15 protein-coding genes are annotated in these 12,987 nt (G+C 67.0%); 13 read left to right on the forward strand and 2 right to left on the reverse strand.

Annotated features, from left to right (window positions below):
* The first annotated feature begins 31 nt into the window (after window positions 1–31).
* The 4 genes from Q7514_RS29710 (at window position 32) to Q7514_RS29725 (ending at window position 2,073) form a co-directional block, all read left to right on the forward strand.
* Window positions 32–619 carry a 3'-5' exonuclease gene (locus Q7514_RS29710; protein ID WP_330136850.1) on the forward strand — a complete coding sequence of 196 codons (588 nt, stop codon included), beginning with the start codon at window positions 32–34 and terminating at the stop codon, window positions 617–619.
* 529 nt (window positions 620–1,148) lie between these two features.
* Window positions 1,149–1,394 (forward strand): hypothetical protein, encoded by a 246-nt coding sequence (locus tag Q7514_RS29715; RefSeq protein WP_330136851.1) that lies wholly within the window; start codon window positions 1,149–1,151, stop codon window positions 1,392–1,394.
* Between the two features lie 19 nt (window positions 1,395–1,413).
* The gene (locus Q7514_RS29720) at window positions 1,414–1,740 is read left to right on the forward strand and encodes a hypothetical protein (protein ID WP_330136852.1); all 327 of its coding nucleotides are present in this window, start codon (window positions 1,414–1,416) and stop codon (window positions 1,738–1,740) included.
* A 165-nt stretch (window positions 1,741–1,905) separates the two neighbouring features.
* A complete protein-coding gene (locus Q7514_RS29725) occupies window positions 1,906–2,073 on the forward strand; it encodes a hypothetical protein (RefSeq protein ID WP_330136853.1) in 168 nt (55 codons plus the stop codon).
* Window positions 2,074–2,431: 358 nt separating this feature from the next.
* On the opposite strand, the gene Q7514_RS29730 is transcribed toward Q7514_RS29725, so the two are convergent.
* Window positions 2,432–2,971 carry a DinB family protein gene (locus Q7514_RS29730; RefSeq protein WP_330136854.1) on the reverse strand — a complete coding sequence of 180 codons (540 nt, stop codon included), beginning with the start codon at window positions 2,969–2,971 and terminating at the stop codon, window positions 2,432–2,434.
* A gap of 1,417 nt (window positions 2,972–4,388) precedes the next feature.
* Between Q7514_RS29730 and Q7514_RS29735 the strand changes: the two genes are divergently transcribed.
* From Q7514_RS29735 to Q7514_RS29750, 4 genes are read left to right on the forward strand one after another with little or no spacing between them, the layout of a single operon-like run.
* Window positions 4,389–4,766, forward strand: a complete 378-nt coding sequence (locus Q7514_RS29735) for an ArsR/SmtB family transcription factor (RefSeq protein WP_330136855.1) — start codon at window positions 4,389–4,391, stop codon at window positions 4,764–4,766.
* Complete coding sequence (locus Q7514_RS29740) at window positions 4,763–6,724, forward strand: heavy metal translocating P-type ATPase (RefSeq protein ID WP_330136856.1); 1,962 nt, start codon at window positions 4,763–4,765, stop codon at window positions 6,722–6,724. Before Q7514_RS29735 ends, Q7514_RS29740 begins: the two co-directional genes overlap by 4 nt.
* Window positions 6,721–7,230, forward strand: a complete 510-nt coding sequence (gene lspA, locus Q7514_RS29745; RefSeq protein ID WP_330136857.1) for a signal peptidase II — start codon at window positions 6,721–6,723, stop codon at window positions 7,228–7,230. Before Q7514_RS29740 ends, lspA begins: the two co-directional genes overlap by 4 nt.
* Complete coding sequence (locus Q7514_RS29750) at window positions 7,227–7,574, forward strand: DUF3703 domain-containing protein (RefSeq protein WP_330136858.1); 348 nt, start codon at window positions 7,227–7,229, stop codon at window positions 7,572–7,574. Before lspA ends, Q7514_RS29750 begins: the two co-directional genes overlap by 4 nt.
* 120 nt (window positions 7,575–7,694) lie before the next feature.
* On the opposite strand, the gene Q7514_RS29755 is transcribed toward Q7514_RS29750, so the two are convergent.
* Complete coding sequence (locus Q7514_RS29755; protein WP_330136859.1) at window positions 7,695–7,880, reverse strand: hypothetical protein; 186 nt, start codon at window positions 7,878–7,880, stop codon at window positions 7,695–7,697.
* Window positions 7,881–8,274: 394 nt separating this feature from the next.
* On the opposite strand from Q7514_RS29755, the gene Q7514_RS29760 reads away from it, so the two are divergent.
* The 5 genes from Q7514_RS29760 to resB all read left to right on the forward strand — a co-directional run bounded on the left by Q7514_RS29760 (window position 8,275) and on the right by resB (window position 12,984).
* Window positions 8,275–9,087: an SURF1 family cytochrome oxidase biogenesis protein gene (locus tag Q7514_RS29760; RefSeq protein ID WP_330136860.1), complete on the forward strand. Its 813-nt coding sequence runs from the start codon at window positions 8,275–8,277 to the stop codon at window positions 9,085–9,087.
* 207 nt (window positions 9,088–9,294) lie between these two features.
* A complete protein-coding gene (locus tag Q7514_RS29765; RefSeq protein WP_330136861.1) occupies window positions 9,295–9,927 on the forward strand; it encodes a TlpA family protein disulfide reductase in 633 nt (210 codons plus the stop codon).
* A gap of 44 nt (window positions 9,928–9,971) precedes the next feature.
* Entirely contained in the window at window positions 9,972–10,544 is a 573-nt protein-coding gene (locus Q7514_RS29770; RefSeq protein ID WP_330136911.1) for a TlpA disulfide reductase family protein, read from the forward strand.
* Entirely contained in the window at window positions 10,541–11,368 is an 828-nt protein-coding gene (locus Q7514_RS29775; protein WP_330136862.1) for a cytochrome c biogenesis CcdA family protein, read from the forward strand. The genes Q7514_RS29770 and Q7514_RS29775 overlap by 4 nt, the downstream gene beginning before the upstream one ends.
* The gene (resB, locus tag Q7514_RS29780) at window positions 11,365–12,984 is read left to right on the forward strand and encodes a cytochrome c biogenesis protein ResB (protein ID WP_330136863.1); all 1,620 of its coding nucleotides are present in this window, start codon (window positions 11,365–11,367) and stop codon (window positions 12,982–12,984) included. The genes Q7514_RS29775 and resB overlap by 4 nt, the downstream gene beginning before the upstream one ends.
* Window positions 12,985–12,987: the final 3 nt, after the last annotated feature.

Here is a 12,987-nt window from a genome sequence, read left to right on the forward strand (position 1 = left end):
GCAGCCACCTCGAAGTGCGGTGTCCAGGAGCGTGGTAGAGCTCGACGTGCGCCGATGGGCACAGCAGATTCTCACACCAGGGGCAGCGGCCATACTCGACGTCGAGACTTCCGGGCTCGACGGTTCGATCCTCGAGATCGCTGTCCTCGACGCCGCCACCGGTGAGGTTCTGCTCGACACCCTCGTCTTTCCCGGCCCGCACATCACGATCGAACCCGAAGCGCAGGCCGTGCACGGCATTACCGCAGGTGATCTGATCGGTGCCCCCGGCTGGCCGGAGGTGCTGCCTCTCCTGGTCGAGGTGATCGGAGGCCGGGTCGTGTTGGCCTACAACGCGCCCTTCGACCGCGCCCGGACCCTGCACGACTGCGCCCGCACCGCCACCGACCCCGGCCCGCTCGCCGACGAGGACCGCTGGCAGTGCGTCATGCAGCGCCGCTGCGCCGCACTCGACACCGACATCCGCATCCCGCTGGGCGGCGGCCACCGGGCACGAGGTGACGTCGAGGCCACCCGCGCCCTGCTGCATCTGCTCGCCGACGGCCGACCGGACCACGCGGGGCAGGCCGCGCTGGCACTGCGGCAGGAGCGGCAGCAGCCGGGCGTTCCGACTCGGTGATCCCGCTGAGACCGTAAGGTACGAGATGTCGGCAGCACGATCCGGTTTCTACGCCTCGACCTGGCCAGGATCGTCATCTCGTGGCCACTGGACGCCCTGCCACACCGGGCCGACATGCGGTGGCCGGTAGATGATGGCCGAGCACCGTCTGCACTGAAACGTCCGGTGTCCGTGACTTCCCGCCGAGGTCGTCGATGTCGCGCAGGTACAGGGGGCCCATCCGATCAAGATCATGTTTGGTCCGAGTCTGTGGCCATTCGGGCAAACATCAGGAGCTGGTTCCTGGTGGGGGACCATTCCGCTATTTTCGCACACACGTTCCCTGGAAACGGAGTATGGGAACATATGTTCTATATACTGGAGTGCGGTAGCCGCGGCGGAGCCCCGGGAACGGTGCTCGGGAAGCGTCGCGGCTACCACGCCGTCAGATGGACAGGGTTCGACGCCCAGCCGAAACCGGTAATTTTGTACTACACAAATAGCCAATTGTGGACTACAGTATTACGTTTGGCGATCAAGTGGACCGACAGTGCACTCAAAGCACGGCATCGACATCGAGGACGCGAAACATGCCATCGCGCACGCACACTACATGGAACAGGACTTCGACGAACCCCGCCCACCGTCGACCATTCCGCCCACCCTGTTCCTCGGTCCGGGGCGTCGACTCGGAGCACCACTGCTCGAAGTCATGGTCGAGATCGGCCGACGTGACGTGACGATCTTCCACGTCATGGAGGCACGGAAGAAACACCTCGACCGGATGAACGACTGAGCACAGCAGGAGAAAGACCATGAGCACCAAGAAGAACAAGGATTACGACGACGCCGCCCGATGGGCCGAGGAAGACATGATTCTTCCCCGCAACTCGACCACCGCCCGCCGGGGGGAGGACGCCGCCGCAGCAGGCCGGGCTCTACTCGCCCGCGCACACGCCGGCAGGCCCAGCCTCGATCCGCAGGCCGAGCCCGGCACCGAGTCACCGAAGCGGCAGGTCCGCCTGCCGCAGGTCGTCAGCGAGCAGGTCGACACCATCGCCGCCGCCCAGGGCCGCCGCGCCGCGGAGGTCATGCGCGAGGCCATCACCTTGTACGTGCAGGAGCATCAGACCGCACAGTGACGAGATACTCGCGCCCGGCACACGCATCGACACTCGACCCTCAACGAGAGGAACAGCAACCCCCATGACGCCGACCGCCGACAATCCGTTGAACAACCAAGAGCTGCCCGTATACATGCTTCCCGACGGACGATCCTGCCCTCGACCGATGCCCACGGAAAACCCATGACCACGTTCGACGGCATGCCCGTCGGAACCGGCCCCCACGGCGAAATCGTCCTCCTGCCGACCGGATGGACCGGAGATCTCGCAGGTACGCAGTGGACTCGATTTCCGGGGACGATCCTCGGCGCCGCCGGACCGGCTCCGAGCTCACTCTTCGGCGGGTTCTGACTGCGGGGGTGGGCTGGTCGCCGCGGGTCACACGCCACCAGAGGGCCGCTGGCCGCCGGGAAATCGGGTCCGTGATGATCAAGATCGGCCCACTTCGGATTGCTCGTATAGGGCCGGCGGCGTTCCCGCCATTGCTCCGCGAGACGAGCCACATCCGGAGTACTCATCGGAGTGGACATGGCCTCGAGCGCCTCGTCGAGCCACGGAATGTACTTGCGAATCGCCACACTCGTCGCACTCGAACCGACGAGCTGCGACGCGAGGATCGTGGTGCAAGCCACTGCTACCAACTACTTGACCGGACCTAACGCTTTGCAGCCCAGTCGATCCAGATCGCGCTGGTATCAGGATTTCTGGTTCAGCGTGAACGATCGAGGGTGAGTTGTCGTTCGTGGAAGTCGAAATGTCTGGTGGGATACCGGTACAGCTCACCGATGGTCATGTAGTCGGTGAAGAACGGGTCCCAGCGCACCGGGACGAACATGCCGCGCCCCCACGCCTGCTCCGATTCGCGTTGCAACCGGCGGCTCAACGCACCGATGACCCGATCGGCTTTCGCGCCCATCCGGTTCCGGTCGAACACCAGCGCCGCAGCACACGAACCGTAATAGTTCACCACATCGAAGGGCCGCGTACCGGCATCGAGAACCTGGGCGAATCGTCGCCCGACTCCGGCCGGTAACCGGCTGACCACCCGCACCAACGGCAGCAGCGCCGCCACCACCATGTAACCGAAGACCATGTGGAACAGCAGTTGCTCGTTGGTCCACCGTGTCCCCGCCGACCGCCGCCGCAACGAGATATCGGAAGCATCGGCAAGGAGCTGGTGCAGATGCACACGGGTGCGTTCGAGCTCACCGGCAATGGCGGCCCTCTCCACCCGTTCGGCGCGATTCATGATCCACCACCTGCCCAGGGAGCCACCGGCATCGGTGGCCGTCGATACCAGACTCCACCCCTCCCGGGCGGCTCCACAACTACCGACCCGCAGCGTCTTGTGTCGAGAACCGATATCGAGTCGCCGCCACGCCCATGTTCCGTCAATCTGCTCGCCTGGCAGCGCCACCCACCTATTGACACGTGTGGCCGAGGTTCGGGCCGGGACGCAGCAAACCGTCCCGGTCCGAGCCATGTCCGACGTCTTTCGTATCCTGACCGAATCGATAGACGAGATAGGAACGACAATGACCGAGTTCGAGACGGTGATCGAGCAGGTCCGTCACCGATGCACCGCGTGATCTGGATCGACTGGACCGCAAAGCGTTGGGTCCGGTCGGGTTCGAGGAACACGGTCTGCGAGCAGGCATGTCCGTGCGTTCGGCACCGGGGTGATCCACTATCGGTTCGTCCTCGACGCGAACGGCACGGTCTGTGCGATCGACTCCGGTGACCGCACGGCACTGATCGACCAGTTCGCCTGACCCGAAGCGAATCCGCGTGCCGGGGGTTGTCGGTGCCGACCAACCCTCGATCCGGACGGGGGGGTCGATGACGGGCTACGTCCACGCCATCGAGTTGGATTCGGGTGCGGCGGTGTCGCACCGTCTGCGCTCCACCGATCCCCTGGATCCCCGCGGCACGCCGCTCCGGCGCTGCACCCCTGCAGCCCCGGAGCATTTCTCATCTCGGACACACCCATGCATGTTCTTCCGAAGGATTCCACTCGCGGGCGTCGTACACGCGAGACGACGACACCGCGATCAGCCGAACACGGAGCCTGGAATGGCACTCCGGTTTGCTGCGGCCGGCTCACCTCTGTGTGGCCTGCTGCTCCTGCACATACAAGGTGATGGCCTCACGCATGACCTCCGCGGAGCGACGGCCCTGGGCGGTGATCGTGTGTCGCTGACCGCGGACCTGCCGCTTCGGCGGCTCGGTGCCGGCGTGGCCTGCGGATCGAGACTCGCCGGCCGGCCGGCGCGCGCGGGCGAGCAGAGCCCGGCCCGAGGCGGCGGCGTCCCCGCGGTGGGCCGTCTCGAGTGTGGGGAAGAACCATGTCCTCCTCGGCCCATCGGGCGTCGTCGTCGTAATCCGTCTTTTTGGTGCTCATTGCTTTCTCTCCAATCCTGCTGTGCTCAGTCGTTCATCCGGTCGAGGTGTTTCTTCCGTGCCTCCATGACGTGGAAGATCGTCACGTCACGTCGGCCGATCTCGACCATGACCTCGAGCAACGGGGCTCCGAGTCGACGTTGCGGACCGAGGAACAAAGCGGGCCGGATGGTTGCAGCAACCTCCGGCCCCTTCGAAGGAAGCGGTAGCGGCGATTCGCCGACGAGACAGTTTATTAATCGATGAACACCGGTTATTATCGTCATATGACGATTGATAGCGCGGATGGGTGCCTCGCCGCGGCGGGCACCGGATCGAACCTGGATGCGGCTGTGGCGTTGTTCCACAGCCTCTCCGATGGCACCCGGCTGGCGATCGTGCGCAGCCTGGCCGACAGGGAGTCCCGGGTGGCGGACCTGGTGGGCGAGCTGAGGTTGGCGCAGTCGACGGTGTCGGCGCACGTGGCGTGTCTGCGGGACTGCGGCCTGGTGCAGGGTCGACCCGAGGGCCGGCAGGTGTTCTACTCGCTGGCCCGCCCGGAACTGATGGATCTGCTCGCCTCCGCGGAAACGTTGCTGGCCGCGACCGGCAACGCGGTCGCGTTGTGCCCGAACTACGGCACCGACACCGGAGAGACGTCATGAGTGACGCGTGCGGCTGTGGCCACGACGAACCACGCCCCGAGGGCGAGGAAGAACACGAGCCCGACAAGTGGTGGCAGGTCACCGAGATCCGGGCCGCCGCCATCGCGGGCCTCCTGCTGATCGCAGCCCTGCTCGTCCGCATGACCGGCGGGCCCGACGCTCTCGGAACGGGCTTCGAAGCGCTCGCGCTGATCGTCGCCGGCTACACCTTCGTCCCCTCCACGCTCACGCGCCTGGTCCGCGGCAAGATCGGGGTTGGCACCCTGATGACGATCGCTGCCGTGGGCGCCGTCCTGCTCGGCGAGGTCGGCGAGGCCGCGATGCTCGCGTTCCTGTTCGCCATCAGCGAGGGCCTCGAGGAGTACGCGGTCACCCGCACCCGCCGCGGCCTGCGCGCACTGCTGTCCCTGGTCCCGGACACCGCCACCGTCCTCCGCGACGGCCGGGAGGAAACCGTCCCGCCGTCGGATCTCGCTCTCGGCGAGATCATGATCGTCAAACCCGGGGAGCGGATCGCCACCGACGGCACCATCCGGTCCGGGCGCACCGCCCTGGACACCTCCGCGATCACCGGGGAATCGGTGCCCGTCGAAGCCGGCCCCGGCGACGAGGTGTTCGCCGGGTCGATCAACGGCACCGGCGTCCTCGAGGTCGAGGTCACCGCGGGTGCGCAGGACAACTCGTTGGCCAAGATCGTGAAGATCGTCGAGGCCGAGCAGTCCCGCAAGGGTGAGGCTCAGCGTCTTGCCGACAAGATCGCCAAGCCCCTGGTTCCGGGTGTGATGGTCGCCGCGGCATTGATCGCCGCGATCGGCAGCGTGCTCGGCGATCCGCTGGTGTGGATCGAACGCGCCCTGGTCGTACTGGTCGCCGCCTCCCCGTGTGCGCTGGCCATCGCGATCCCGGTGACCGTGGTCGCCGCGATCGGTGCCGCCTCCAAGCTCGGTGTCCTGGTCAAGGGCGGCGCCGCCCTCGAATCCCTCGGCCGGGTCCGCACCGTCGCGCTGGACAAGACCGGCACCCTGACCCGCAACCGCCCCGAGGTCATCGACGTCGCCACCACCGGCGGTGCCACCCGCGACGACGTACTCGCTGTCGCAGCCGCACTCGAGGCGCGCAGCGAACACCCCCTCGCCGCAGCGATCCTCGCCGCCGTCGACGACTACACCCCGGCCGAGGACGTCGATGCTGTGACCGGCGCCGGACTGACCGGCCACATCGGCGGCACCCCCGCCCGTCTCGGTCGGCCCGGGTGGATCGACCCCGGCCCCCTCGCCGCGGACATCGAGCGGATGCAGCACGCCGGAGCCACCGCGGTGCTCATCGAACGCGGCGGCACCCTGATCGGGGCGGTCGCCGTGCGCGACGAGCTGCGCCCCGAAGCCCGCGAAGTCGTTGCTGGGCTCCGCCGCGACGGCTACAGCGTCGCGATGCTCACCGGTGACAACGAGCGCACCGCACGAGCGTTGGCCGCCGACGTCGGTATCGACGAGGTGCATGCGGACCTGCGTCCGGAGGACAAGGCCCGCATCGTGCACACCCTGAGCGCGTCACGCCCGACGGCGATGGTGGGCGATGGTGTCAACGATGCCCCGGCCTTGGCGACCGCCGATCTCGGTATTGCGATGGGTGCGATGGGCACCGATGTCGCCATCGAGACCGCCGATGTCGCTCTGATGGGTGAGGACCTGCGGCACCTGCCCCAAGCCCTGCAGCATGCCCGGCGGTCGCGGACGATCATGTTGCAGAACGTCGGCCTGTCGCTGGCGATCATCACCGTGCTGATGCCACTGGCTCTGTTCGGTGTCCTCGGGTTGGCTGCCGTCGTCCTCGTCCACGAGGTCGCCGAGATCGTCGTCATCGCCAACGGGGTCCGTGCCGGACGAGCCCGAACTCTCACCGCCGCTGCACCGCAATCGGCGAAGACACGCGAGCCGATCGCCGGAGCCCGGTCATGACACCCGCCGAGGCCTCCGCCTCGATGTCTGCGGCTGGGTGGCGTCACGGCCGCCGAGCCCTCGTGGCGGTCGCCGTTGCCTTGGCTGCGGTCGCGTTGATCATCGATCCGATTGCGCGCGAAGCGCTTTCCGGTGGCCGCACCGTCGATCTCGACCTGCTGCAGCTACGCCTGGCCTACAACACCGGGGTCGCGTTCAGTCTCGGTGACCAGCTCCCTACCGCCGTCGTCCTCACGGTCACCGCGGCCATCACCGCGACGATCAGCATCTTCACCTGGCGCACCGCACCCGACAGCCGACCGATCCAGACCATCGGACTCGCCGCGATCGTCGCCGGCGCCACCGCCAACGTCATCGACCGCATCCTCGACGGCAAGGTGACCGACTACTTCCACACCGGATGGTTTCCCACCTTCAACCTCGCCGACACCTACATCACCTGCGGCGTTGTCCTCGTCCTCGGCGCGCTACTCCTCGAATCCACCAGTAAGGACCACACACCATGAGCAGAATGCCTGATCACCTGCGCAGCGTCTACACCGCCGAAATGACCGCCGCCCGCCACGCCGACGACGACACCGGGCGCTGGCATCACCTCGAACGCGCCCACATCATCTCCCAGCCCTACCCCTGGCCCCACACCCATAACCACATCGCCATGCTCGGCCTGGCGCTGCGCCAACACGACCGCCGCGAAGCGCTGGGTCAGATCATCCGCATCATTGTCGCGGCCCCCGGCTCCGCCCTCGGGCGTTACCCCGAAGGCAATACCGGACGCACCAACGTCGGCCTCACGACACCTATGCCCATACCCGACGACCTCGCCGAAACCATCTCCAGCGGCGCGTAAACCACTGCGCCGCCCCGTCACCAATCTCCTCGGCTGAAACCTCCGGCACGAGCATCGTCTGACAGGACCACTTGGCGTGGACCCCACGGCTGCTACTGCGGATCGATTGCGTGGGCGGCCCTATCCGGAGTGCAATCGAGCCAGCAGTTCGATCAACGCCACGATCGGCCGGGTGAGCAGTCCGGCGTGGCCCGCGTTCGCCACGGTCACTACCTCGGTGTTCGAGCCCAGGTGTCGGGCCGTGGCGGTCGACTCGTGAGTGGGAAAGAGCGGGTCCTGGTCGAAATAGACCAGTGCCGCTCGCACCCCTGCCGGCCACGGCGCACCGACCGTCCCGCCGGCGTTCTTCCAGTCCAGAGCAACTGTGCCTGACCTATCTCACCGTGCGGCGGCGCCCGCTGATCCCCCTGGTGGGCTAGGAGTTCCCACCACTGGGCGACCTTCTTGGGGTCGGTCAATTCAGCCCCGCCCAACGCCGTCATCAACGTCATGAGGCGGCTGAAGCTCTCCGGCGCGTTCAGCAAAGACGTTCTCAGCGTCGATGTACGCATTGCAAATGGTGCCGTGGGCGTCGCCGGTCTCTATTGCGGCTCTCGACGAGTTCGAGCAGGTCCAGGATCCAGATCGACGCCGTGGTCCCTGGTCCGTTCGACTGGGGTGCGACGGTAGAGGAGCGCACCTCGGTGTCTACCGTGAACGAGTGCGCCGTGTGATGTTTCTCCTCCGTCCGAGCTGGTTGATTCTGGCCGTGGTGGTAGTCGGCTTCGCGTATGGGTGCTTCACCATGCTCGCCCCGTGGCAGCTGGGCAAGAACACGAGCACCGAAGAGCGGAATGCACGGATCTCGGCGTCGATGACGCAGGATCCGGTCCCCGTAGCCGAACTGCTCGGCAAGGACGGTCCGACAATCGACGACGAGTGGCAACGCGTCCTCGCGCAGGGCTCGTATCTGCCTGACTCGGATGTGCTTGTCCGGTTGCGCAGTGTCGAATCCCAGCCCGCCTACGAGGTGCTCACGCCGTTCGCGCTCGAGCATGGTCGGACGATCCTCGTCAACCGCGGTTACGTACGTCCGGTGCGCGGCAGCGAGGTGCCCGAGATCCCGGCCGCACCGGGCGGAAGCGTCACCCTCAATGCCCGGATCCGCATGTCCGAAGGCACGATGGACAGCAAGGAGCCGTTCACCGACGCGGGCTACCTACAGGTGTACTTCATCGACGCCCCGCAGGTCGCAGCCGTGACCGGCCTCGAACTCGAGGACGTCTACCTGCAGCTCGACGCCGACCAGCCGGGCGGGCTCGGAATCATCCCACTCCCGCAGCTCGATGCGGGTCCGTACCTGTCGTACGGGCTGCAGTGGCTCGCGTTCGGGATGATGGCCCCGCTGGGCCTGGGATATTTCGTGTGGGCGGAGCTGAGGGAACGCCGCAAGGCGAAGCCCACCAGAACCGACGACGAGACGCCGCTCTCCGCGAGCGAAAGGCTCGCCGATCGATACGGCCGATCGCGGTAGCCGAGCCCAGCGTGGTGCTCCGATCCGACAAAGTTCGCGAGGTACGCGAGCGCCGAATCTGCAAGCCCTGTGGAAATGCCAGGTGATGATGTTGAGCGGCGCATGCCAGATGTGCGCGGCCATGATGTGCTGCTGAGCCCTGACCGGCCGTCCAACCAAAATACTATCTCACGTAGTATTTCGGCGGACGACAACGGAGAGGGCCCCATGTCCGCCAGAGCTGCATGGTCGATCACGTGTCTATTCGTCATCGCCGTGCTCGTGGTGGCGCTGTGGCCCCGACGGGAGGACGACGCCGTGACCACAGCCGATTCCGGGCTACAGCCGGCGGACGCATCCGCGCTGCCCACCCCGGCGCGCAGTGCCCTGCCCGCCCCGGACCAGGCACCACCCTGCCCGACCGGCACGGGTGCCGGTGCTGCAGGCCCCCTGGCGGAGGTGACAGTGCGATGCCTGGGCTCGGACCGCCCCGTCGATCTCGGCGGCGCCTTGGCCGCAGAACCGGCCCTGCTCAACGTGTGGGCGTCATGGTGCGGACCGTGCCGGGAGGAGATGCCGGTCTTGGACGCCTATGCCGGCGAGCCCGGCGCGATCCGGGTGGTGGGCCTCAATGTGCAGGACACACCGGCTTCTGCGCTGGCGCTGATGGCCGCCCTCGAGGTGAGCTACCCCTCGTTCATCGACATCGACGAGGCCGCGCAGAAGGCACTGGCCGGCCCTCCGGTGCTGCCGCTGACTTTTTTCGTGCACCGTGACGGGTCCGTCGAACGCGTGGTGGACCCGCCGGTGTTCGCCGAACCGGCTCAGGTTCGTGCCGCGGTGGACGCGATGCTGCGATGAGGACAGTGAGCCGAGTACGCCGCCGACGATTGTGGCCTGCGCTGATGGTGACACTGGTTGCGCTACTGGGGGCCAGTGCCTGCGCCACTGGGTCCGATGCCGTCGCCCAGGGCGGCGGATCCTTCGATTTCGTTGCTCCCGGCGGTCAGACCGACATCTTCTACGATCCGCCGTCCGAGCGCGGGACCCTCGGCCCGCTGTCCGGCCCCGACCTGATGACCGACGGGGTCACGGTCGATCTCGCCGACTACGCCGGGCAAGTGGTGGTGATCAATCTGTGGGGCCAGTGGTGCGCTCCGTGCCGCAGCGAAACCGACGACCTCGAACGGGCTTTCGGCGCCACTCAGGATCTGGGGGTGCAGTTTCTCGGTATCAACGTCCGCGACCCCCAACGCGACAAAGCCCAGGACTTCGTCATCGACAACCAGGTTTCCTACCCGTCGATCTACGACCCACCGATGCGCACGTTGACCGCTCTCGGCGGCAACTTCCCCACCAGCGTCATCCCGTCCACACTCGTGCTCGATCGGCAGCATCGGGTGGCGGCGGTGTTCCTGCGGGCGCTGCTGACCGAAGACCTGCAACCGGTGATCGAACGAGTGGCGGCCGAACAGTGATCGTGCTGGCGCAAGGAATCGGTGCGAGTTTCCAGGATGCAGCCGCGTCCGGACCGCTGCTGTTGGCGGTGGGCGCGTGTGTGCTGGCCGGGTTGATCTCGTTCGCCTCCCCGTGCGTGGTGCCTCTGGTGCCCGGCTACCTGTCGTATCTGGCCGGGGTCTCCGGCGCCGAGACACCGGCGCTGACCCCCGGGGCAGGCACCGCCGGGGGAGGCGATGCCGCCGTGCGCACGACGGGCCGGTGGCGGGTCACCGGAGCCGCCGGCCTGTTCGTCGCCGGTTTCACCGTGGTGTTCGTCCTGGCCACCGCCTCGGTGTTCGGGGTGATCGGAGCACTGCGGATCAACCAGGAACTGCTCCAACGCGCCGGCGGAGTGGTCACCATCGTGATGGGCCTGGCGTTCATCGGGCTGATTCCGGCGTTGCAGAAGGACACCCGCTTCGCGCCCCGGCGCATCTCCTCCCTGGCCGGCGCCCCGCTGCTCGGTGGAGTGTTCGCGCTGGGGTGGACACCGTGCCTAGGCCCCACATTGGCCGGGGTGTTGTCGGTGGCGGCCGGCACCGAGGGCACCACCGCCGCCCGCGGAGTGCTGTTGATCGTCGCGTACTGCCTGGGACTGGGGCTGCCGTTCATCGCCTTGGCGTTCGGTTCGTCCTCGGCCTTGCGCGGTGTCGGATGGCTTCGTCGACATTCGCGCACCATTCAAATCGTCGGCGGGGTGATGCTCCTTGCGGTCGGCATCGCTCTGGTGACCGGAGCATGGGAGCTGTTCATCGCGTGGATCCGCGACGAGTTCGTCACCAACGTGGTGCTGCCGATATGACCGTCACCGACCCGAATCCGGCACCACCGCTGCCGCGTCCGTCTCCGTGGCGCCATGCCGTCGCGACCGCCCGGAACCTGTGGCGCCAGCTCACCTCGATGCGCACCGCCTTGGTGCTGCTGTTCTTGCTCGCCGTCGCCGCGATCCCCGGGGCACTGCTGCCGCAACGCAATCTCAACGCCGGCAAGGTCGACGAGTACATCGCCGCACGCCCGGTCCTCGGGCCGATCCTCGACCGGCTCGAAATGTTCGACGTGTTCGCCAGCTTCTGGTTCACCGCCATCTACGCGTTGCTGATGATTTCGCTCATCGGCTGCCTGCTTCCCCGTCTGCGCGAGCATCTGCGCGCGCTGCGCAGTGAGCCGGTCGCGGTGCCACGCAATCTGTCACGGCTACCGCACCACCAACAGGGGGTGCTCGACGCGCCGATCGACGACACCCTCGAGCAGGTCCAGACCGTGCTGCGCCGGTGGCGAACGGTCACCCGCACCGGCGACGATGGGCACCAGTCGATCTCGGCCGAAAAGGGATACCTGCGCGAGGCCGGCAACCTGGTCTTCCACTTCTCCCTGGTGGGGTTGTTGGTGGCGGTGGCCACCGGCCGGCTGTTCGGATACGAGGGCGCGGTGATCGTCATCGCCGACGGCGGCCCGGGGTTCTGCAACACCTCCCCAGCGGTGTACGACTCGTTCCGTGCCGGCGCCGCCACCGACGGCACCGGACTCGATCCCTTCTGCGTCAGAGTCGAAGACTTTTCCGCCGACTACCTCGACAACGGCCAAGCGGAGATGTTCACCTCGAACATCTCCTACCAAAGCGGGGCGGATCTGGGCACCGACCGGTGGCAGCAGCACCGACTGCGGGTCAACGAACCGCTGCGCCTGGGCAACGAACGGGTCTACCTCACCGGCCACGGCTACGCGCCCCGGTTCACCGTGATCTTCCCCGACGGGCAACAACGCAGCGAAACGTTGCAGTTCGCCCCCGAGGACGCCACCACGTTCCTCAGCAGCGGAGCCATGCGTTTCGATCCGCCCGGCGGTACCTATCCGGATCCGGATGAGCGCCGCCGCAACCAGATCGCGCTCGAAGGGTTGTTCGCCCCCACCGCAGCGTTCGACGGAACCCTGCTGACCTCGGCGTTTCCGGACATGTTGGACCCGGCCGTGGCCATCGACATCTACAAGGGCGATACCGGCCTGGACACCGGCATCCCGCAGTCGATCTTCACGCTCAACTCCGAAATGATCAATCAGGGGCGCCTGGTCAAGCAGGCCCGGGTCAACCTGCGGCCCGGCGAGTCCACCACCCTGGCCGACGGCACGACGGTGCGGTTCGACGGCGCCGAGGAATTCGCCTACCTGCAGGTCTCCCACGATCCCGCCCAGAACTGGGTGCTGGTCTTCGCGATCACCATGATGGGCGGACTCCTGGCCTCACTGGTGATCAAACGACGCCGGATCTGGGTGCGGCTGCGCCCCGCCGCCGGCGCCGGCACCACCGTCGAACTCGGCGGGCTGGCCCGCACCGATCAGGCCGGATGGGGATCGGAGTTCACCGACCTCTGCCAGCGCCTGCTGCCCGACACTCCCTCTGCTGCGAAAGAAGACCGATAGCGT

This window comes from Rhodococcus artemisiae, assembly GCF_036327795.1.
GTDB lineage: Bacteria > Actinomycetota > Actinomycetes > Mycobacteriales > Mycobacteriaceae > Rhodococcus > Rhodococcus artemisiae.

What these genes read in the sequence shown, in the direction of transcription:
- Q7514_RS29720 (WP_330136852.1), top strand. Translation starts at nt 1,414, where the DNA reads ATGAGCACCAAGAAGAACAAGGATTACGACGACGCCGCCCGATGGGCC.
- Q7514_RS29725 (WP_330136853.1), top strand. Translation starts at nt 1,906, where the DNA reads ATGACCACGTTCGACGGCATGCCCGTCGGAACCGGCCCCCACGGCGAA.
- Q7514_RS29730 (WP_330136854.1), bottom strand. Translation starts at nt 2,971, where the DNA reads ATGAATCGCGCCGAACGGGTGGAGAGGGCCGCCATTGCCGGTGAGCTC.
- Q7514_RS29735 (WP_330136855.1), top strand. Translation starts at nt 4,389, where the DNA reads ATGACGATTGATAGCGCGGATGGGTGCCTCGCCGCGGCGGGCACCGGA.
- Q7514_RS29740 (WP_330136856.1), top strand. Translation starts at nt 4,763, where the DNA reads ATGAGTGACGCGTGCGGCTGTGGCCACGACGAACCACGCCCCGAGGGC.
- lspA (WP_330136857.1), top strand. Translation starts at nt 6,721, where the DNA reads ATGACACCCGCCGAGGCCTCCGCCTCGATGTCTGCGGCTGGGTGGCGT.
- Q7514_RS29750 (WP_330136858.1), top strand. Translation starts at nt 7,227, where the DNA reads ATGAGCAGAATGCCTGATCACCTGCGCAGCGTCTACACCGCCGAAATG.
- Q7514_RS29765 (WP_330136861.1), top strand. Translation starts at nt 9,295, where the DNA reads ATGTCCGCCAGAGCTGCATGGTCGATCACGTGTCTATTCGTCATCGCC.
- Q7514_RS29770 (WP_330136911.1), top strand. Translation starts at nt 9,972, where the DNA reads ATGGTGACACTGGTTGCGCTACTGGGGGCCAGTGCCTGCGCCACTGGG.
- resB (WP_330136863.1), top strand. Translation starts at nt 11,365, where the DNA reads ATGACCGTCACCGACCCGAATCCGGCACCACCGCTGCCGCGTCCGTCT.